This is a genomic window from Microcella frigidaquae (assembly GCF_014200395.1).
Lineage (GTDB): Bacteria > Actinomycetota > Actinomycetes > Actinomycetales > Microbacteriaceae > Microcella > Microcella frigidaquae.
On record NZ_JACHBS010000001.1, the window covers coordinates 464,619 to 483,214 of the forward strand.

19 protein-coding genes and 1 rRNA gene are annotated in these 18,596 nt (G+C 72.4%); 3 read left to right on the plus strand and 17 right to left on the minus strand.

Features of this window, described 5'->3' with window-relative positions; genetic code table 11:
* Positions 1-47: 47 nt before the first annotated feature.
* The 7 genes from der to BJ959_RS02275 are packed head-to-tail and all read right to left on the minus strand — an operon-like array spanning position 48 to position 6,856.
* Positions 48-1,667 (minus strand): ribosome biogenesis GTPase Der, encoded by a 1,620-nt coding sequence (gene der, locus BJ959_RS02245; protein ID WP_183321839.1) that lies wholly within the window; start codon positions 1,665-1,667, stop codon positions 48-50.
* Between the two features lie 60 nt (positions 1,668-1,727).
* Positions 1,728-2,396, minus strand: a complete 669-nt coding sequence (cmk, locus tag BJ959_RS02250) for a (d)CMP kinase (RefSeq protein WP_153982747.1) — start codon at positions 2,394-2,396, stop codon at positions 1,728-1,730.
* A 39-nt stretch (positions 2,397-2,435) separates the two neighbouring features.
* Complete coding sequence (locus BJ959_RS02255; protein WP_153982746.1) at positions 2,436-3,524, minus strand: prephenate dehydrogenase; 1,089 nt, start codon at positions 3,522-3,524, stop codon at positions 2,436-2,438.
* Positions 3,521-4,426 (minus strand): pseudouridine synthase, encoded by a 906-nt coding sequence (locus BJ959_RS02260; protein WP_153982745.1) that lies wholly within the window; start codon positions 4,424-4,426, stop codon positions 3,521-3,523. Before BJ959_RS02260 ends, BJ959_RS02255 begins: the two co-directional genes overlap by 4 nt.
* On the minus strand, positions 4,416-5,102 hold the full coding sequence (gene scpB, locus BJ959_RS02265) for an SMC-Scp complex subunit ScpB (RefSeq protein WP_153982744.1): 687 nt from the start codon (positions 5,100-5,102) through the stop codon (positions 4,416-4,418). Before scpB ends, BJ959_RS02260 begins: the two co-directional genes overlap by 11 nt.
* Complete coding sequence (locus tag BJ959_RS02270) at positions 5,092-5,985, minus strand: segregation and condensation protein A (protein ID WP_424960755.1); 894 nt, start codon at positions 5,983-5,985, stop codon at positions 5,092-5,094. The genes scpB and BJ959_RS02270 overlap by 11 nt, the downstream gene beginning before the upstream one ends.
* On the minus strand, positions 5,969-6,856 hold the full coding sequence (locus tag BJ959_RS02275; protein WP_153982743.1) for a ParA family protein: 888 nt from the start codon (positions 6,854-6,856) through the stop codon (positions 5,969-5,971). The genes BJ959_RS02270 and BJ959_RS02275 overlap by 17 nt, the downstream gene beginning before the upstream one ends.
* An 82-nt stretch (positions 6,857-6,938) precedes the next feature.
* Here BJ959_RS02275 and BJ959_RS02280 point away from each other — a divergent pair, with 82 nt between their 5' ends.
* Positions 6,939-8,102: a hypothetical protein gene (locus BJ959_RS02280; protein WP_153982742.1), complete on the plus strand. Its 1,164-nt coding sequence runs from the start codon at positions 6,939-6,941 to the stop codon at positions 8,100-8,102.
* Positions 8,103-8,128: 26 nt separating this feature from the next.
* Here the strand turns inward: BJ959_RS02280 and BJ959_RS02285 are convergent, their stop codons facing one another.
* Genes BJ959_RS02285 through pyrG form a run of 3 tightly spaced genes read right to left on the minus strand, consistent with a single transcriptional unit; the run spans position 8,129 to position 11,408 of the window.
* Complete coding sequence (locus BJ959_RS02285; RefSeq protein ID WP_341800037.1) at positions 8,129-9,058, minus strand: site-specific tyrosine recombinase XerD; 930 nt, start codon at positions 9,056-9,058, stop codon at positions 8,129-8,131.
* Between the two features lie 20 nt (positions 9,059-9,078).
* Positions 9,079-9,672 (minus strand): NUDIX domain-containing protein, encoded by a 594-nt coding sequence (locus BJ959_RS02290; RefSeq protein WP_341800036.1) that lies wholly within the window; start codon positions 9,670-9,672, stop codon positions 9,079-9,081.
* On the minus strand, positions 9,669-11,408 hold the full coding sequence (pyrG, locus tag BJ959_RS02295; protein ID WP_153982741.1) for a CTP synthase: 1,740 nt from the start codon (positions 11,406-11,408) through the stop codon (positions 9,669-9,671). The genes BJ959_RS02290 and pyrG overlap by 4 nt, the downstream gene beginning before the upstream one ends.
* Positions 11,409-11,482: 74 nt before the next feature.
* Here pyrG and BJ959_RS02300 point away from each other — a divergent pair, with 74 nt between their 5' ends.
* Complete coding sequence (locus BJ959_RS02300; RefSeq protein ID WP_153982740.1) at positions 11,483-12,355, plus strand: hypothetical protein; 873 nt, start codon at positions 11,483-11,485, stop codon at positions 12,353-12,355.
* A 60-nt stretch (positions 12,356-12,415) separates the two neighbouring features.
* On the opposite strand, the gene recN is transcribed toward BJ959_RS02300, so the two are convergent.
* The 6 genes from recN to BJ959_RS02330 are packed head-to-tail and all read right to left on the minus strand — an operon-like array spanning position 12,416 to position 17,749.
* Complete coding sequence (recN, locus tag BJ959_RS02305) at positions 12,416-14,113, minus strand: DNA repair protein RecN (protein ID WP_153982739.1); 1,698 nt, start codon at positions 14,111-14,113, stop codon at positions 12,416-12,418.
* Positions 14,110-15,033: an NAD kinase gene (locus BJ959_RS02310; RefSeq protein ID WP_424960754.1), complete on the minus strand. Its 924-nt coding sequence runs from the start codon at positions 15,031-15,033 to the stop codon at positions 14,110-14,112. The genes recN and BJ959_RS02310 overlap by 4 nt, the downstream gene beginning before the upstream one ends.
* Positions 15,030-15,926: a TlyA family RNA methyltransferase gene (locus BJ959_RS02315; RefSeq protein ID WP_153982737.1), complete on the minus strand. Its 897-nt coding sequence runs from the start codon at positions 15,924-15,926 to the stop codon at positions 15,030-15,032. The genes BJ959_RS02310 and BJ959_RS02315 overlap by 4 nt, the downstream gene beginning before the upstream one ends.
* Positions 15,926-16,168 carry a hypothetical protein gene (locus tag BJ959_RS02320; protein ID WP_153982736.1) on the minus strand — a complete coding sequence of 81 codons (243 nt, stop codon included), beginning with the start codon at positions 16,166-16,168 and terminating at the stop codon, positions 15,926-15,928. Before BJ959_RS02320 ends, BJ959_RS02315 begins: the two co-directional genes overlap by 1 nt.
* A gap of 2 nt (positions 16,169-16,170) precedes the next feature.
* Positions 16,171-17,196 carry an HAD-IIA family hydrolase gene (locus BJ959_RS02325; RefSeq protein ID WP_153982735.1) on the minus strand — a complete coding sequence of 342 codons (1,026 nt, stop codon included), beginning with the start codon at positions 17,194-17,196 and terminating at the stop codon, positions 16,171-16,173.
* A complete protein-coding gene (locus BJ959_RS02330) occupies positions 17,186-17,749 on the minus strand; it encodes a hypothetical protein (protein WP_183321841.1) in 564 nt (187 codons plus the stop codon). The genes BJ959_RS02325 and BJ959_RS02330 overlap by 11 nt, the downstream gene beginning before the upstream one ends.
* A 36-nt stretch (positions 17,750-17,785) precedes the next feature.
* On the opposite strand from BJ959_RS02330, the gene BJ959_RS02335 reads away from it, so the two are divergent.
* Positions 17,786-18,361, plus strand: coding sequence for a hypothetical protein (locus BJ959_RS02335; protein WP_183321843.1), 576 nt, complete (start codon positions 17,786-17,788; stop codon positions 18,359-18,361).
* Between the two features lie 100 nt (positions 18,362-18,461).
* Here the strand turns inward: BJ959_RS02335 and rrf are convergent.
* A 5S ribosomal RNA gene (rrf, locus tag BJ959_RS02340) occupies positions 18,462-18,578 on the minus strand.
* Between the last annotated feature and the right edge of the window lie 18 nt (positions 18,579-18,596).

Sequence of the window (18,596 nt, forward strand, 5' to 3'; positions counted from 1 at the left end):
CGAATCGAGGCCCCAGCCTCAAGAACCAGACCGAAGACCCATATCGTCTAGCGCTGCCTCTTCTCCCTGACTCGCATGTTCACCACGATCGGGGTGCCCTCGAAGCCCCAGACCTCGCGCAGGCGGCGCGTGATGAAGCGGCGGTACTGCGGGTCGAGGAATCCGGTCGTGAAGAGCACGAAGGTCGGCGGACGGGTCGACGCCTGCGTCGCGAAGAGGATGCGCGGCTGCTTGCCCCCGCGAACGGGGTGCGGATGCTCCGCCGTCAGCTCGGCGACGAACGCGTTCAGCTTGCCGGTCGGGATGCGGGTGTCCCACGACTCGAGCGCGACCTCGAGGGCCGGGACCAGCTTCTCGAGGTGGCGACCCGTGCGGGCCGAGATGTTGACCCGCGGCGCCCAGGCGACGTGGTGCAGATCCTGCTCGATCTCGCGCTCGAGGTAGCGGCGGCGGTCGTCGTCGAGCAGGTCCCACTTGTTGAACGCGAGCACGAGCGCGCGGCCCGACTCGAGCACGAGGTCGATGATGCGCACGTCCTGCTCGCTCAGCGGCTCGGTCACGTCGATCAGCACGACCGCGACCTCCGCCTTCTCGAGCGCGGCCGCGGTGCGCAGCGAGGCGTAGAAGTCGGCACCCTGCTGCAGATGCACACGACGACGGATGCCCGCGGTGTCGACGAAGCGCCACACCTTGCCGCCGAGCTCGATCTGCTCGTCGATGGGGTCGCGCGTGGTGCCGGCGAGCTCGTTGACGACGACGCGCTCCTCGCGCGCCGCCTTGTTGAGCAGGCTCGACTTGCCGACGTTCGGGCGGCCGAGCAGGGCGACGCGGCGGGGACCGCCGAACTCCTGCTTCGCCACGGCGGAAACCTCCGGCAGCACGGTGAGCACGTGATCGAGCAGGTCGGCCACGCCGCGACCGTGCAGGGCCGAGACCGGCCACGGCTGCCCGAGCCCGAGACTCCACAGTGCGGCCGCCTCCGGCTCCTGCCGCGCGTCGTCGATCTTGTTCGCGGCGACGATCACCGGCTTCTTCGAGCGGCGCAGCATCTTCACGACGAACTCGTCGGTCGCCGTGATGCCGGTGATGGCGTCGACGACGAACAGCACGGCGTCGGCAAGGTCGACGGCGACCTCGGCCTGCGCGGCGACCGAGGCGTTGATGCCCGACGCGTCGGGCTCCCATCCGCCGGTGTCGACGAGGGTGAACTTCTTGTCGTTCCACTCGGCCTTGTAGGTGACGCGGTCGCGGGTCACGCCCGGCGTGTCCTCGACGACCGCCTCGCGGCGGCCCAGGATGCGGTTCACGAGCGCGCTCTTGCCCACGTTCGGGCGGCCCACGATCGCGAGCACCGGCAGCGCGGGCATCGTGATGATGCCGTCCTCACCCAGCTCGGCGCCGTCGAGCAGATCGAGGTCGTCGTCGTCGAGGTCGTAGTCGGCGAGGCCGGCGCGCAGAGCATCCGCCCGCTTGTCGGCGAGGTCGTCGTCGAGCTCTGCGAGGCGCGCGGCGACGGCCTCGGCGGCCTCGAGCGACGCGGCGTCGGGCTCGACGAACGTTCCCGGCCCGCCGGCGGAGCGATCGGCGGCGAGCGAGGCGTTGTGATCGCGCGCGGCGTCGTGGTCACGGGCGTCGGCGCGGGTCTCGGGGTTCTGGTCAGCGGTCATGTCGGGGTTCCTCCCCTGTTCTCCTCCCCCACCGGGGAGGCGTGTTCCGCGCCGCCTCCCCTAGGCGGAAGGCCGGGCGCGCACGATGTCGATCAACGCCTGCACCGTCTGCTCGAAGTCGAGCTCGGTCGAGTCGAGGGTCGTGACGCCCTCGGCGGCGTTCATGAAGTCGACGACCTTCAGATCTTGCGCATCGCGAGAAGCGAGCTGCTGCGTCATCGACTCGGTCGGCTTCGCGCCTAGCTCGGCCGACCTACGGGCCATTCTAGCCTCCGGGGTGGCCGTCAGCAGAACTCGAACCGCAGCGTCGGGGGCGACGACGGTCGTGATGTCGCGCCCCTCGACGATCACGCCCGGCTCGGGGCGCTCGGCGACGAGCCGCCGGAACAGCTCGGTGAGCCCCGCCCGCACTTCCGGCACGCGCGCCACGGCGCTCACGACGGCCGTGACGCGCGGCTCGCGGATGTCGGGGGTGATGTCCTCGCCGCCCACGCGCACGAAGTAGCGGTCGGGGCTCATGCCGATGGCGTAGTCGAAACCGGGCACGCGCGCGGCGACGGCAACGGCATCCTCGACATCGACCCCCTCGTCGAGGCAGTGCCAGGCGAGCGCGCGGTAGGCTGCGCCGGTGTCGAGGTAGGCGAAGCCGAGGCGGCGGGCCGCCTCGCGGCTCACGCTCGACTTGCCGCTGCCGGCGGGGCCGTCGACAGCTACGATGAGGTCGCTCATGGGGTCCTTCCGAGGGTGGTGAACAACGGGTCGGGATGCTCAGCTCGCGCCCGCGATGCGCCAGCCGCGCGCCGAGAGCTCGTCGACGAGGCGCTGCTCGACGTCGGGCAGCACCGACACCTCGGCGAAGCCGACGGGGGCGCCCGGCGAGTGCTCGAGCCGCAGGTCTTCCATGTTGATGCCGAGCTCGCCGATCTCGGTCAGCAGGCGGGCCAGCTGGCCCGGAGTGTCGTCGATCATCACCACGAGCTGCGCGAAGCGCTTGTCGGTGCCGTGCTTGCCCGGAATGCGCGCGACTCCGGCGTTGCCCGCCGCGATGAGCTCGGCGAGAGCGCGGCGCGAGCCGGGCGCCTCGGGGTCGGCGAGGGCGGCGAGCAGGGCATCCACGTCGTCGCGCACGCCGCGCAGAATCTGCGCGACGGGCTCGGCGTTCGCCGACAGGATCTGCACCCACAGCCCGGGGTCGCTCGCGGCGATGCGCGTGACGTCGCGCACGCCCTGCCCGGCGAGGCCGACAGCACCGTTCGAGGCGTCGCGCAGCCGCGCGGCCATGGCGCTCGCGACGAGCTGCGGAACGTGGCTGATCATCGCGACCGAGCGGTCGTGCTCGGCGACGGTCATCTCGATCGGCACGGCCCCGACGTCGAGGATGAGGTCTTCGATCGCCCCGGCGCGGCGGTACGTGATGTCGTCGTGGCCGGCGAGCACCCACGGGCGGCCGACGAACAGGTCGGCGCGCGCCGAGATCGGCCCGCCGCGCTCGCGCCCGGCCATCGGATGCGTGCCGAGGTACCGCGTGACGTCGGCGCCGAGCTCGCGCAGCTCGGCGAGCACGCTGCCCTTCACGCTCGCCACGTCGGTGACGAGGGCTTCGGGATGCTCCTGCAGCGCCCGCGCCACGGTCGCCGCCGTGACATCCGGCGGCACGGCCGCGACGACGAGGCCGGGTCGATCGTCGGTGCGCGGAGCGCGGCCCGCCCCGTAGTCGACCGCGAGCCGCACAGCCGTCGGCGAGACGTCGGCGAGCGTCACGTCGACGCCCTTCTCGGTGAGGGCGAGGCCGATGCTGGTGCCGAGCAGGCCGGCGCCGATGATGTGCACCTGCTCGTGCAGGCGGCGGTCGGTCATCTCGTCTCCTCCGACTGCTGGGCGGTGCGGGCGAGGGTCAACAGCGCGCCGCGCTCGGCATCCGTGAGGTCACGAGTGCGGCCGAGCGGCAGGGTGCCGAGGTGCAGCGGCCCGAACGAGCGGCGCACGAGCGCCGTGACGGGATGCCCGACGGCGGCGAGCATGCGGCGCACGATGCGGTTGCGACCCGAGTGCAGGGTGACCTCGACCATCGTGCGGCCCTTCGACGGCGCGCCGACGATCTTGGCGCGGTCGACGGCGATGGGCCCGTCATCCAGCTCGATGCCCGTCTTCAGGCGCTGGAGCGTCGCGGGCGTCACGGTTCCCTCGACCTGGGCGATGTACGTCTTCTCGACGCCGTAGCGCGGGTGCGCGAGCACGTTGGCGAGCTCGCCGTCGTTGGTGAGCAGCAGCAGGCCGCTGGTCTCGGCGTCGAGGCGCCCGACGTTGTAGAGGCGCTCGTCGTACTCGGCGGTGAATTCGGTGAGGTCGCGACGGCCGTTCTCGTCGCTCATCGTGCTGACCACGCCGGTCGGCTTGTTGAGCATGACGTAGCGCTTCGAGGTGTCGAGCTGCACGGCGACGCCGTCGACGGCGACGTGGTCGGTGGCCGGCTCGACGCGCGTGCCGAGCTCGGTGACGACGACGCCGTTCACGCTCACCCGGCCAGCGACGATCAACTGCTCGCACACGCGGCGGCTCGCGACCCCGGCCGCGGCGAGCACCTTCTGCAGGCGCTCGCTCGTCGGGCTGTCACCGGCGCGGCGGTTCGACGGCTCGCTCGACCAGTCGATGACGACGTCGGGCACGAGGTCGCGGTCGGCGCGGCGGTCGCGTTCGGCACCGTCGCCACCCGCGCGGCCGGAGCGCGCATTCCGCTGGCGGTCGCGGTCAGCGGACATCGTCGAACCCCTCGCGCCCGTCGTCGAGCAGCGGCGAGATCTTCGGCAGCTCGTCGAGCGAGTTGATGCCCAGCTGGGTCAGCAGCAGGTCGGTGGTCTCGTAGTGGATCGCGCCCGTCTCGCTGTCGGTGAAGGCCTCGGTGATGAGGCCGCGGCCGAGCAGCGTGCGCACCACCGAGTCGACGTTGACCGCGCGGATCGACGCGATCGCGCCCCGGCTGATCGGCTGCTTGTAGGCGATGACGGCGAGGGTCTCGAGCGCGGCCTGCGAGAGCTTCGCCGGGCTCTGAGTGTGCACGAAGTCGCGCACGAGGTCGTCGAACTCGCCGCGCACGTAGATGCGCCAGCCGCCGCCGACCTCGCGCAGCTCGAAGCCGCGCCGCACGCCCGGCACGCCATCGGCCCCGGGTGCCCCGTCGTAGTCGGCCACGAGCGCCGCGATCGCCGCGCGCACCTCCGTCACCGGCCGCCCGACCGCGCTCGCGAGCCCGACGACGCTCTGCGGCTCATCGACGACCATCAGGATCGCCTCGAGCGCGCGCGCCACCTCCACACCGTCGGGGATGCGGGGCTCGCGCTCGGCGTCCTCCGCCGTCGCCGCGACCTCGGGCGCGGCGGTCTCCTCGACCGGCGTCTCGGTGGCGTGCGTCTCAGCGGCCTGCGCCTCATTGGCCATAGTCGGCTCCCAGGTTCACGAGGTTCTCATCCGTCCAGTTCTCGGCCGTCCACCGCACGGTGAGCTCGCCGAGCGGCTCCAGCTGCTCGAAGCCGACCGCCGCGTGCCGGTAGAGCTCGAGCAGCGCGAGGAAGCGCGCGACGATCACGCCTTTCGCGTCGGCCCCGGCGATGAGCTGCCGGAAGGTCACGGGCTCGCCCTGCCGCAGCAGCGCGACCACGTGCGCGGCCTGCTCGCGGATCGACACGAGCGGAGCGTGCAGGTGGTCGAGCCCGACCACCGGCACCTCCTTCGGCGTGAAGGCGAGCAGCGCGAGGGCGGCGAAGTCGTCGACGCTGAGGGTCCAGACGAGTTCGGGCTTCTGCTCGCGGTACTGGTCTTCGAGCCGCACCGAGCGCGGCTGGCGGGTGCTCTCCTCCTCCAGCCGGCGGGCGAACCAGGCCGACACCTCCTTGAAGGCGCGGTATTGCAGCAGCCGCGCGAACAGCAGGTCGCGCGCTTCGAGCAGCGCGACGTCCTCCGCGTCGACGAGCTCGCCCTGCGGCAGCAGGCTTGCGATCTTCAGGTCGAGCAGTGTGACGGCGACGACGAGGAACTCGCTGGCCTGGTCGAGGGCGTCGATCGAGCCGTCCTGCTCCATCGCCCGCAGATAGGCGAGGAACTCGTCGGTGACGACCGACAGGCTCACCTCGGTGATGTCGAGCTCGCGCTTGGTGATGAGGCTCAGCAGCAGATCGAACGGGCCGTCGAAGTCGTCGAGGGTGACGCGGAAACCGGTGGGCGCAGCATCCGCCTCGATCGTCGCCGCCTCGATCGTCGCCGCCGCGCTCGCGACGCCCGCCTGCCCCGCCGAACCGGCCGCCGGCTCAGGCGACCTGGCCACGCGCGATCAGCTCTCGGGCCAGCTGGCGGTAGGCGCCCGCCGCCGGGTGGTCGGGCGCGAACGTCGTGATGGGCGCGCCGGCGACCGAGGCGTCGGGAAACTTCACGGTGCGCCCGATGACCGTCTCGAGCACCTTCTCGCCGAACACCTCGACGACGCGCTCGAGCACCTCACGGCTGTGCAGGGTGCGCGCGTCGTACATCGTGGCGAGGATGCCGTCGAGCTGCACGGCGGGGTTCAGGCGGTCGCGCACCTTGTCGATGGTCTCGACCAGCAGCGCGACCCCGCGCAGGGCGAAGTACTCGCACTCGAGCGGAATCAGCACGCCGTGCGCCGCGGTGAGCGCGTTGACGGTGAGCAGCCCGAGGCTCGGCTGGCAGTCGATGAGCACGACGTCGTAGTCGTCGAGGATCGGCCGCAGCACGCGGGCGAGGATCTGCTCGCGCGCGACCTCGTTGACGAGATGCACTTCGGCCGCGCTGAGGTCGATGTTCGCCGGAATGATGTGCAGATTCGGCGTCGCCGTCGCCTGCACGGCTTTGCGGGTGTCGGTCTCGCGGCCGAGCAGCAGATCGTAGACGGTGGGCACGTCGTGGCTCGGCACCCCGAGGCCGGCCGAGAGCGCGCCCTGCGGGTCGAAGTCGATGACGAGCACCTTGCGGCCGTACTCGGCGAGCGCCGCCCCGAGGCTGATGGTGGTCGTCGTCTTGCCGACGCCGCCCTTCTGATTGCACAGCGCGATCACGCGGGCGGGCCCGTGGTTCGCGAGGGCCGGCGGCTCGGGGAAGTCGCGCAGGGGTCGTCCGGTCGGCCCGGGCATGAGCGCGTCGAAGCCCGCCAGTTCTGCTCCGCCGTGGGTGTCGCCGCTCATAGCGCCCCAGTCTAGTGACGGCTCGTCGCCGGGGCGGGGCGCCTCGCAGGCGGCGCTCCGACGGGAGTGGTTGACTGCACGCATGGCGAACCCGTTCGACGGCGTCGACGACGCGCAGCTCGAGGTGTGGTCGTTCGGCCGCGAAGGTCGCGTCACCGACCGCGAGCTCGCCGAGGCGGCCTTGCGCGAGCTGATCCGGCGCGGCGAGGAGCGTGCGATCGCCACAGCCGCCGAGCAGCGGGTCGAGCAGACGGGGGTCGTGGCGAACGAGGCGCCCGCATCCGCCGCAGCCGCAACCGCAACCGCAACTGCAGCCGCAGCCGCCGCCGACGACGCGGCCACCGATGCAGCGGCGACTGCTGCCGAGCGCCATGAACGGCGGATGCGCACCACGGGCCGCACGGGCCTCGCCCTCGCCGCGCTCGCCCTCGCGGGCATCGCTCCCCTGCTGGCGATGCCCGGCGGCCCCGGCGACCCGCTCGCGGTGTTCGAGCACCCCGCCACCGCGGTCGACGACGCCTGGGTCGCCCCGCTCACCCGCGACTACGTCTCGGGTGTGACGCTCGGCCCGCGCACCGTACAGCTCGGGGACGGGCTGACCGCTGTCGTCTTCCGTGCCGCCGCCACGGTTGACGGCCGCAGCACCGACTACGACCCCTACTGCGTGTGGGTGAGCGAGGGTGCATCGGGGACCAGCCCGGGAGCTCTCAGCGGGTCGTGCGTGCTCGCAGAGCGGTTCGCGACAGAGGGCATCGCGCTGGCCCTGCGCCTGACGCCGGGTGGGCAGGGCCTCGACGTCGTCGCGTGGGGCCCGACGGGCGGCCCCCGTCTGCTGCAGAACCAGCCCGTGCCCACCGTCGGAGGTGTGCGCAGCGTGCTCGATTGGCTCGTGTTCCCCGTTCTCGAGGGCGTCACCGATCCGCTCGCCGTCGTCGGCGACCGCGACGGCCTGCTCATGGGGCCCTCCGTCGTGCCCCTGGCCGCCGACGGCCCCGCCCCGTTGGTGGCCACCTGGGCGTACCTCCGCCAGGGCGCGGGCGACGACCCGGTGCTCTGCATCGTCAGCGTCGTCGACGACCCGGGCGGGGGTGTCATCGGGCCAACGCAGACGCGCAGCTGCGCGCCCCTCGCCGCCGTCCGCCGTGACGGCATCAGCCACATCGTGCGCGCCGACGGTGCCGACTGGGCCGTGCGCGTGGGGCCCGACGGCGAAGGGCGCACCGATCGGCTGCAGCCCGTGGGTTGAGACCCCGGCACCGCGCGACGTGCGGGCTAGAGTGCGCGCGGGTGGGCGGTCGCCCAGGCCTCGCGCGCCGCATCCGCCGTGACCAGCGTGTACAGCTGGGTGGTGGCGACGCTCGCGTGCCCCAGCAGCTCCTGCACGACGCGCACGTCGGCGCCGCCCTCGAGCAGGTGGGTGGCGAACGAGTGGCGCAGGGTGTGCGGCGAGATCTCGGCGGTGAGGGATGCGCGCGCCGCGGCATCTCGGATGATCAGCCAGGCGCTCTGGCGCGACAGCTTCGCGCCCCGGGCACCCAGGAAGAGCGCCGGCGTCGCCGAACCGCGCGGGGCCAGCACCGGCCGCCCGCGCACCAGGTAGGCGTCGAGCGCCTCGCGCGCGTAGCGGCCGAGCGGCACGATGCGCTGCTTGCGGCCCTTGCCGAACAGCCGCACGGCCTCGCCGACGCCGCCCTCCCCCGTCAGCACGTCGTCGACGGCGAGGTCGACGGCCTCGCTCACCCGCGCCCCCGTCGCGTAGAGCAGCTCGAGCAGGGCGCGGTCGCGCAGTGCGATCGGGTCGTCGCCGCCGCAGGCCTCGAGCAACCGCTCGACCTCCGCGATGCTGATCGCCTTCGGCAGGCGCTTCGGCTGCTTCGGCGGGCGCTGCTCGGCGGCGACATCCCGCGCGACGAGGCCCTCCTCGGCGAGGAAGCGGTGCCAGCCGCGCACGCTCGACAGCATGCGGGCGGCGCTCGACGCGCTCACCCCCGTCGTGCCATCACCGGGGTCGCGCACGGCCGCGACGAAGGCGCCCACGTCGACCTCGGAGATCGCGGCGGGGTCGTCGATGCCGCGCGCGCCGAGGTGCGTCAGGTAGCGCGCCAGATCGCGGCGGTACGCGGCGACCGTGTGCGGCGAGCGGCCGCGCTCGAGCCGCACGTGGCGGAGGTACCGCTCCACGGCCCGCTCGAGCTGCTCCACGACCGGCGCTCGCTGCCGTCTCAGGCCCGCGAGCGGCGGGCGTGCTCGGCCAGCACCGCGGCCTGGAAGATGCCGTTGCGCGCGCGCCCGGCGAGCACGGCATCCACCGCCTCCTCCAGCGCGACCCAGCGCGTGACGATGTCGGCTTCCTCCGAGTCGCGGGCGAACACCTCGGGCGCCGCCGTCAGTCCGGTGGCGCGGAAGACGTGGATCACCTCGTCCGATCCGCCCGGCGAGGTGTGCAGGGTGATGAGCGGCTGCCAGTCGGCCGCGACGAGGTCGACCTCCTCGGCCAATTCTCGCCGCGCGGCCGTCAGCGGATCCTCGCCGTCGACGTCGAGCAGGCCGGCGGGCAGCTCCCAGTTGCGGGTCTGGATGGGGTGCCGGTACTGCTGGATGCTCAGTACGCGCCCGTCGTCGTCGACGGCCAGCACGGCCACCGCGCCGGGGTGCTCCATGAACTCGCGCACGAGCTGCCCCTCGCCGTAGGCGAAGCGCTCGCGGCGGATGTCCCACACCGCCCCGGCGAACGCGATCGCGCTGTCGAGCACCTCGACGCTCGAGGCCTCGTCGGCCAGGAGCACCTCGTCGTCGGGGGAGGTCGATCCGGTCACTCCGCGGTGCTCGATCCGACCACGTTCTGCATCTCGACCGTCGCGACCTCGCCGGTCTCGTCGTCGAAGAGCTTCGACGCACGCTGGCGCTCCAGCGCCGCCTCCACGAGCCCACGGAACAGCGGGTGCGCGCTGGTCGGCCGCGACCGCAGCTCGGGGTGCGCCTGAGTCGCGACGTAGAACGGGTGCACCGCGCGCGGCAGCTCGACGTACTCGACGAGCGAGCCGTCGGGGCTCGTGCCCGAGAACTGCAGCCCCGCGGCGGCGATCTGCTCGCGGTAGGCGTTGTTGACCTCGTAGCGGTGGCGGTGGCGCTCGTGCGAGACGGGCGCTCCGTACAGCTGCTCGACGATCGAACCCGGTGCGAGCGCCGCCTCGTACAGGCCGAGGCGCATCGTGCCGCCGAGGTCTCCCCCGGCGATGATGTCGACCTGCTCGGCCATGGTCGCGATCACCGGAAACTCGGTCTCGGGGTCGAACTCGGTGCTCGACGCGCCGGGCAGCCCGGCGACATCGCGGGCGTACTCGATGACCATGCACTGCAGGCCCAGGCACAGGCCGAGCGTCGGGATGCGGTTCTCGCGAGCGAAGCGCAGCGCGCCGAGCTTGCCCTCGATGCCGCGCACGCCGAAGCCGCCCGGCACGCAGATGCCGTCGAGGTCGGCGAGGTTCTTCGCCGCGCCCTCCGGCGTCTCGCACTCGTCGCTCGCGATCCAGCGCAGATGCACCTTCGCCTGGTGGGCGAAGCCGCCAGCCCGCAGCGCCTCGGTGACGCTCAGGTAGGCGTCGGGCAGGTCGATGTACTTGCCGACCAGGCCGATCGTCACCTCGCGCTTCGGCTCGTGCACCGCGGTCAGCAGGTCTTTCCAGCGATCCCACTGCACGTCGCCGGCGTCGAGCCCCAGCTGCTCGATGATGTAGGCGTCGAGGCCCTGGCTGTGCAGCATCGACGGGATGTCGTAGATGGAGGGGACATCCACCGCATTGACCACCGCGGCCTCGTCGACGTCGCACATGAGGGCGATCTTGCGCCGGTTGCCGCTCGAGACGGGCCGGTCGCTGCGCAGCACGAGGGCATCGGGCTGGATGCCGATCGAGCGCAGGGCCGCCACCGAGTGCTGCGTCGGCTTGGTCTTCTGCTCGCCGCTCGCGCCCATGAACGGCACGAGCGAGACGTGCACGAAGAACACGTTGCGACGGCTCAGCTCGTGGCGCACCTGCCGGGCAGCCTCGATGAACGGCTGCGACTCGATGTCGCCGACGGTGCCGCCGATCTCGGTGATGATCACGTCGGGCTGCGGGTCGTCCTTCGCCTGCAGGCGCATGCGGCGCTTGATCTCGTCGGTGATGTGCGGAATGACCTGCACGGTGTCGCCGAGGTACTCGCCGCGGCGCTCGCGCGCGATCACCTGCGAGTAGATCTGCCCGGTGGTGACGTTGGCGGCCTGGCTGAGGTTGATGTCGAGGAAGCGCTCGTAGTGCCCGATGTCGAGGTCGGTCTCGGCGCCGTCATCGGTCACGAAGACCTCGCCGTGCTGGAACGGATTCATCGTTCCCGGGTCGACGTTGAGATACGGATCGAGCTTCTGCATGACGACGCGCAGGCCGCGCGCGGTGAGCAGATTGCCGATGCTGGCGGCAGTGAGACCCTTGCCGAGGGAGGAGATCACGCCCCCGGTCACGAAGATGTGCTTGGTGATCCGTGTGCTCGAGCCCGAGTCAGAAGTGTCCGCCACGGGCCTCTAGCCTATCCGACGCGCAGCCGGTCGGCCCTCGACGCGCGGTGCGCCGTGAGCGTACAGTGTGCGGCATGAGCGTCCCCGCCCTCGACATCGCCCCCCGGATGCGGCACCGAGGCCTCCCGGGAGCGACCGCGGCCCTCGTCGCCACCGTCATGATCGCGCTTGCGGGATGCGCGGGCCTGGGCGGAGCCCCCGCTTCGGTCGCTCTCACCGAGCAGCCGGGGTTTCCTGCCGACGCGCCCATCGGCGAGCCCGTGTTCGACGAGACCTGGGCTGGTGAGCCCGTCGGCTGGCTGGCCGACGACCGCGGGACGCTCACCATCGTCAGCTACTGGAGTTCGTCGTGTCCCCTGATCGCCACCGCGATCGAGGTGCTCGACGAGGCGAGGATCGCGATCGAGCTGCAGCCGGCCCCCGCGCAGGCGTGCACCGACGACCTCGCGCCGCACACGCACGTGCTGGCGACTCCCGAAGGCTGGGGATCGGGCGATGGGCCGTACACGGCCGAGGTGACCCGCGTGGACACCGGCTTCGGCGAGGTGGTGACGGCGGTGGATCTCTGGCCCTGGCCCGAGCCGGCGACGATCGCCGTGCAGACGCTGCGCGAGGTGCCCGCCGACATCACGCTGCCGCCCGACGCGCTCGACCGCGGGGAGCCGCTCGCCTACTGGGGCCCCGAGCGCGAGTCGTTGCGCGTGGTCACCTGGGGAAGCTCGAGCTGCCCGCCGCCCGCCGTCGTGCTCAGCACGATCGGCACGACCGAGCTCGAGCTCGTGTTCGGCCCCCTGCCGGCCGGGCGGGTGTGCACCGCCGACTTCAGCCCGACCACCCACGTGCTCGGCGTGCCGGAAGGACTCGAAGCCGGACCGATCACCCTCGCCGTGCGGTTCGAGCAGCGCGACGGGACTGCGCAGCGGTTCCGCATCCCGATCAACGACTGAGCGGGGTCGCGGCTCGCTGGTCCCGCTCAGCCACGATCCGCCGCGGCCGGTCGGCCCGGCTCAGCCGACGAGCTCGCGGGCCGTCTCGATGAGCTCCCGCGCGTGGGTGAGGCCCGACTCGCTGTCGGGCAGGCCGCTCAGCAGGCGCGCCATCTCGGCGATGCGCTCGTCGCCGTGCAGCTGCTGCACGCTCGAGGCGGTGACGTGCCCGTCGTGGTCCTTCACGACCCGCAGGTGGTTGGTGGCGAAGGCGGCGACCTGTGCGAGGTGCGTGACGACGATGACCTGCGCGGTCTGCGCGAGCCGCGCCAGGCGTCGCCCGATCTCGATCGCGCTGGCGCCGCCGACCCCGGCGTCGACCTCGTCGAAGATGAAGGTCGGCACGGGGTCGGTCGCCGCGATGACCACCTCGAGGGCGAGCATGACGCGCGAGAGCTCACCGCCGGAGGCCCCACGGCCGAGCGGGCGCGGCTCGGCGCCCGGGTGCGGCTGCAGCAGAATGGCCACCTGGTCGCGCCCGGTCGCCGTGTAGTCGTCGCGCGGCGTCACCTCGACCGTGATGCGCGCCGAGCCCATCGCGAGGGCCGCCAGCTCTGCCGTCACACGCTCTGAGAGGCGGATGCCCGCCACCCGCCGCAGGTCGCTCAGCCGGTCGGCGAGCATCATGACCCGGGCACGGTCGGCGTCGACCTCGGCGCGGAGCGCCTCGATGCGATCGCTGTCGTGGTCGAGCTCGAGCAGCCGACCGCTACCCGAATCGAGGTAGTCAATGACCTCGTCGAGGGTCGGGCCGTACTTGCGCATGAGGGTCGCGAGCTCGGCCCGGCGCTCCTGCACCGCCTCGAGCTCGCGTCCGCCGTCGCTGTCGAGCGAGGCGAGGTACGAGGCCAGCTGCGTGGCGAGCTCGCCGACGACGAAGCCAGCGTTCGCGGCGGCCTCGACGATCGGCACGAGGGCGGCGTCGTGACTCGACACCCGGTCGATCGTGCGACGGGCGGTCTCGATGAGGGCGAGGGCGTCGCGCGCCTCGTCGAGGCTCTCGCTTGAGATCAGCTCGTGGGCCTGCGCGGCGGCGAGCCGCAGGTCTTCGATGTTGGTAAGTCGCTCGGCCCGCTCGGCGAGCTCGATGTCCTCGCCCGGGCGCGGCGCGGCCTGCTCGATCTCGGCCATCGCCACGCGCAGCTCCTCCGCCTCGCGGGCGCGGCGATCGCGCTCGGCGACGAGAACGTCGAGCTCCGACTGCGCGTCGTTCCAGCGCCGGAAGACCTCCTGGTAGTCCCCGAGCACGGCGCTCAGCTCGGGCCCGGCGAAGCGGTCGAGGGCCTCGCGCTGAGCGGTGGCCGACTTGAGGCGCACCTGGTCGCTCTGGCCGTGAACGACGACGAGCTGCTGCCCGATCTCGTTGAGCACGCCGACCGGCGTCGAACGCCCGCCGACGACGGCGCGCGAGCGGCCCTCGTTCGAGATGGAGCGGCTGAGGATGAGGGCGCCGCCGTCGAGGTCTCCCCCGGCGTCGCGCACGCGATCGGCGACCGGGCCGCGCTCGGCCACGTGCCAGTGCCCCTCGACGAGGGCCTGCCCCGAGCCCGAGCGGATCGCGCCGGTGTCGGCACGATCGCCGAGCAGCAGCCCGAGGGCCGTCACGACCATGGTCTTGCCCGCGCCGGTCTCGCCGGTCAGCGCCGTGAACCCGGGGCCGAGCGGCAGGCGCGCCTCGCCGATGACCCCGAGGTTGCGGATGGAGATCTCCTCGATCACGTCGAGCGGCCCTCCTCGTCGATGGGACCCCGCCAGCCGTGCACGGGCAGGGCGAACTTGTTGACCAGCCGATCGCTGAACGGGCCCGGGTGCAGGCGGGCCAGGCGCACGGGCGTCGACGAGCGGCGGGCGACGACGCGGGCGCCGCGCGGCAGGTCGACGGCGCGGCGGCCGTCGCACCACAGCACGCCGACCCCCTGGGTGCGGTCGAGCACCTCGACGGCGAGCGAGCTGTTGGGGCCGACCACGAGCGGCCGGGCGAACAGGGCATGCGCGCTGAGCGGCACGAGCAGCAGGGCGTCGAGGCTCGGCCACACGATGGGCCCGCCGGCCGAGAAGGCGTAGGCGGTGGAGCCCGTCGGGGTCGACATGACGACGCCGTCGCAGCCGAAGCTCGACAGCGGCCGACCATCCACCTCGATGACGACCTCGAGCATGCGCTCGCGGCTGGCTTTCTCGACGGTCGCCTCATTGAGAGCCCACGTCTCGTAGACCACCTCGCTGCCGTGCTTGACCCGCACCGACAGCGTCATGCGCTCCTCGACGAGGTAGTCGCGGTCGAGCGCCCGGGCGACGGCGCTCGCGAGATCATCGCGCTCGCTCTCGGCGAGGAACCCGACGTGGCCGAGATTGATGCCGAGCAGCGGGGCCGACCCGCCGCGCGCGAGCTCGGCCGCTCGCAGGATCGTGCCGTCACCGCCGAGCACGATCACGAGCTCGAGCTCGCCGACCGCGACGTCGTCGCCGAGAACCCGGAGCTCCGCATCCGCGTCGCAGGCGGCCCGCAGGTCATCGAGCGATTCGGCGTCGACGACCGGCTGGACGCCGGCGGCGCGCAGCAGGCGCACCACCTCGACGGCGGCGCCGAGCGACTCGGGCCGCCCCGTATGGGCGACGACGAGGATGCTGCGCTCGCTCACGGTGACCCCTTCCGGGCGAGCTCGGCGGCACGCCCCCTCCATTCTGACGGATGCCCTCCATCGGTCGGCCGGAAGACCACCAGATACTCGTGGTTGCCGCCCGTTCCGACAATCGGGGAGGAGAGCAACGCAGCCACCTCCAGCCCGAGATCGTGGCCCGCCCAGAGCACGCCCATGATCGCGTCCTCCCGCACCGCCGCGTCGCGCACGACGCCCTCGCGGATGCCCTGCCGACCCGCCTCGAACTGCGGCTTGATGAGCAGGATGAGCGGCACCGCGGTGCCGACGGTGGCGACGATCGCGGGCAGGATGAGCCGCAGCGAGATGAAGCTGAGGTCGCCCACGACCAGGTCGGGGCGCGCGACAACACCCGACACCTCGGAGAGCCGGGCGGCGTCGAGCTCGCGGGCGTTCTCGCCCTCAACGACCACCACGCGGGGGTCGGCGCGCAGCTCGGGCGCGAGCTGTCCGTGCCCGACGTCGAGCGCGATCACCTGCCGGGCACCGCGCTCGAGCAGCACCTGCGTGAAGCCGCCCGTGGACGCGCCGAGGTCGAGGGCGAGCATCCCGGTGATATCGAGGGGTGATGATCCGCCGCCGGCCGCGTCGAGGCCGGCGACCAGCTTGTGGGCCGCACGGCTGACGTAGCGGTCGTCACCGTCGACGCTGATCGTGCTCGCCGCGGCGACGGGATGCGCGGGCTTCACCACGGGCCGCCCGTCGACGCTCACGCGCCCGCCCTCGATGGCCGCGCGGGCGGCACCGCGCGAGCGCGCGAGGCCGCGCTCCACGAGCGCGAGGTCGAGGCGGCGCGGGCCATCATCCCCGGCCGTGCTGGCGGGGCTGTCGGAGGACGCGCCGTCGTGCTCCGGCCCCGGCGGCGCAGCAGTCATCAGGCCGAACGGCCGGGGTCGCCGTCGGAGGATTCGAGCTGCTGGCGCAGCTCGTCGTGCACCTGCCGGAAGGCGGCCGCCCGGTCGCCGAGGGGCTGCCCGTCGATGAGGGCGAGCCGCGACAGCAGGGCCGGGTCGGCGTCGGCATGCAGGCTCGACTCGGTCAGTGGCGCAACCGGCGTCGACGCCATGGTCGCGCTCGTCGTGCCGGGCTCGAGGTCATCGCCATCGCCGTCGGTCATGGTCACGACGATACCGCCAGGGCCATCAGCTGCTCGTCGACATCGAGGCCGTAGATCTGCAGCCCCGACGCGTAGATCGCGGCGGCGCCCGCGCGCAGCAGGTCGAGCGGGTCGGCACCGGCGCGCGCGACGCGCACCACGTGCTGCTTCATGCGCACCACCGCACGCCCGACCTCGACGGTGCGCACGCCGTCGGCGTCGACCTCGCTCCGCACGGCCGGGTACGGCTCGAACAGTTCGCGCAGGTCGCCGAGGATGTAGTCGGGCTGCATGGTGGGCGGCGCGGCCAGTACTTGCTTGGCGCGGTCGATGCCGGTCAGCACGAGGGCGGTGGCGAGGCCCGCGCGCTTGCCGCCCATGATGTCGGTGTCGAGCCGGTCGCCGATGACCAGCGGGTTCTCGGCGCCGAAGCGCTCCTTCGCGACATCGAAAATGGCCGTCTCGGGCTTGCCCGCGAACACGGGCAGCCGACCGACGGCGAGGTGCACGGCCGAGACGAGTGTGCCGTTGCCGGGCGCGACGCCGCGGGCCTGCGGGATCGTCCAGTCGGTGTTCGTCGCCACCCACGGAATCCCGGTGTGCAGGGCGTACGACGCCTCAGCCAGGTGCTCCCAGCCGACGTGCGGGGCGAATCCCTGGATGACGGCGGCGGGGTGGTCCTCCGCCGACCGGGTCACCCGGAAGCCCGCCGCCTCGACCTCGCTCACGAGGCCGTCACCGCCGACCACGAGAATGAGCGCCCCCGGTTCGACGAGCGTGGCCAGGATGCGCACCGCGGCCTGCGGGCTGGTCACCACGTCGGCGGCCTCCACCGCGAGCCCGAGCTCGCGCAGGTGCGCCGCGACCGACTCGTCCGTGCGAGAGGCATTGTTGGTGATGTAGCCGACGCGGAGCTGCCGCGCGGCGCGCGTGATGCTCTCGACCGCGTGCGGGATCGCTCCGGGCCCGGCGTAGACGACGCCGTCGAGGTCGAGAAGCACTGCATCGCGGCCCTCGAGGGGCGAGGACGTCGTGCGCCTACCGAGCATCGGCGCCCTCCGGGCCATCGCCGGCCTCCGTCGAGGAGTCGTGCTCGGCACCGGGGACATCCCCGGCGCCGTCGCCCTCGAGCTCGACGATCTCGATGGTCTCGTCGCCCTCGTCAGTACCCGCGGCCGCCAGCGCCTCGGCGGCAATATCGGCGCGACGACCCCACTCGGCGGCCTCCTCGTCGCGCCCGAGCTCGGCCAGCACGATCGCGTAAGCGTCGAACAGGGCCGGGCTCCAGCTGTAGGCAGTGGACGCGTCGAGCTGCGGGATCTCCAGCTCGGTGAGAGCCTCCGCTGTCTGGCCGAGGTCGAGACGAGCGCCCGACATCACAATCGCCAATTCCACGCGGGTCGGCACGCTCAGCGTTCGGCGGTCGACCGATCGCCCGAGCTCGAGCGCCTTCGTGGGACGGCCGAGGCCGCGCTCGCAGTCGACCATGAGGGGCAGTTGCTCGTTCGAGCCCGAGATCCGTCGATACGTGCGCAGCTCGCGGAGTGCGAGCGCGAAGTCGCCGACCGCATAGGCGGTGATGGCGAGCGTCTCGCGGGTCAAAGCGATCCGGCCCGCCCGCCGCGCGGCCGCCTGCGCATGCCGATGCGCAAGAACGGGATCTTCATCGATGAGCATCCCGGCCATCACCAGGTGCTGCGCGACGCGGTCGGCGTTCTCCTTGGCGAGGGTCTTCAGCTCGTTGCGCGCAATGCGGTCGAGCTCCTTGCCCGTGACGGTCTCGGGAATCGTCGGGTCATCGTGCCGCGGACGATCGTTGTCGCCGTCCGGTCGGTTCGGCCGCTCGGGACGACCCGCACCCGCCGGCCGAGGACCGCGGTACCCCGTGCCCTCGCGCTTGGGCCCGCCGGAGCGCTGCGGAGTACCCGACCACTGCGGTGCGCCGTCGCGCCGCGGCGCACCATCACGCTGCGGCTCAGCATCACGCCACGGGGCGCCATCACGAGGAGCGGCTCCCTCACGACGCGGCGCACCGTCACGCTTCGGCGCACCGTCACGCTTCGGCGCACCGTCACGCTTCGGCGCACCGTCACGCTTCGTATGACCATCTCGCTTCGGAGCGCCCGGCTTCGTGGCACCCGCGCCCTGTGGACCGCTGGGACGGCGCGGACGATCGTCCCGCGGGGGGCGATCAGAACGTTCAGCCATGAGTGACTCCTCGAGCTCGTGCTCCGCATCGACCGCTCGACGCGTATAGACATGGTGCCTTAACGCGAAATGGCCACCCATCACTGGGTGGCCATCTCACAAAGAAGTCCGGCGGTGTCCTACTCTCCCACGAGGTCGCCCTCGCAGTACCATCGGCGCAGAAGGTCTTAGCTTCCGGGTTCGGAATGTAACCGGGCGTTTCCCCTTCGCTATGGCCGCCGAAACACTATTGATTTATCAA

Bases quoted from the DNA above. Each gene is read 5' to 3' on its own strand.
- der (WP_183321839.1), bottom strand. From the start codon at position 1,667: ATGACCGCTGACCAGAACCCCGAGACCCGCGCCGACGCCCGTGACCAC.
- cmk (WP_153982747.1), bottom strand. From the start codon at position 2,396: ATGAGCGACCTCATCGTAGCTGTCGACGGCCCCGCCGGCAGCGGCAAG.
- BJ959_RS02255 (WP_153982746.1), bottom strand. From the start codon at position 3,524: ATGACCGACCGCCGCCTGCACGAGCAGGTGCACATCATCGGCGCCGGC.
- BJ959_RS02260 (WP_153982745.1), bottom strand. From the start codon at position 4,426: ATGTCCGCTGACCGCGACCGCCAGCGGAATGCGCGCTCCGGCCGCGCG.
- scpB (WP_153982744.1), bottom strand. From the start codon at position 5,102: ATGGCCAATGAGGCGCAGGCCGCTGAGACGCACGCCACCGAGACGCCG.
- BJ959_RS02275 (WP_153982743.1), bottom strand. From the start codon at position 6,856: ATGAGCGGCGACACCCACGGCGGAGCAGAACTGGCGGGCTTCGACGCG.
- BJ959_RS02280 (WP_153982742.1), top strand. From the start codon at position 6,939: ATGGCGAACCCGTTCGACGGCGTCGACGACGCGCAGCTCGAGGTGTGG.
- BJ959_RS02300 (WP_153982740.1), top strand. From the start codon at position 11,483: ATGAGCGTCCCCGCCCTCGACATCGCCCCCCGGATGCGGCACCGAGGC.
- BJ959_RS02315 (WP_153982737.1), bottom strand. From the start codon at position 15,926: ATGACTGCTGCGCCGCCGGGGCCGGAGCACGACGGCGCGTCCTCCGAC.
- BJ959_RS02320 (WP_153982736.1), bottom strand. From the start codon at position 16,168: ATGACCGACGGCGATGGCGATGACCTCGAGCCCGGCACGACGAGCGCG.
- BJ959_RS02325 (WP_153982735.1), bottom strand. From the start codon at position 17,196: ATGCTCGGTAGGCGCACGACGTCCTCGCCCCTCGAGGGCCGCGATGCA.
- BJ959_RS02335 (WP_183321843.1), top strand. From the start codon at position 17,786: ATGCCGATGCGCAAGAACGGGATCTTCATCGATGAGCATCCCGGCCAT.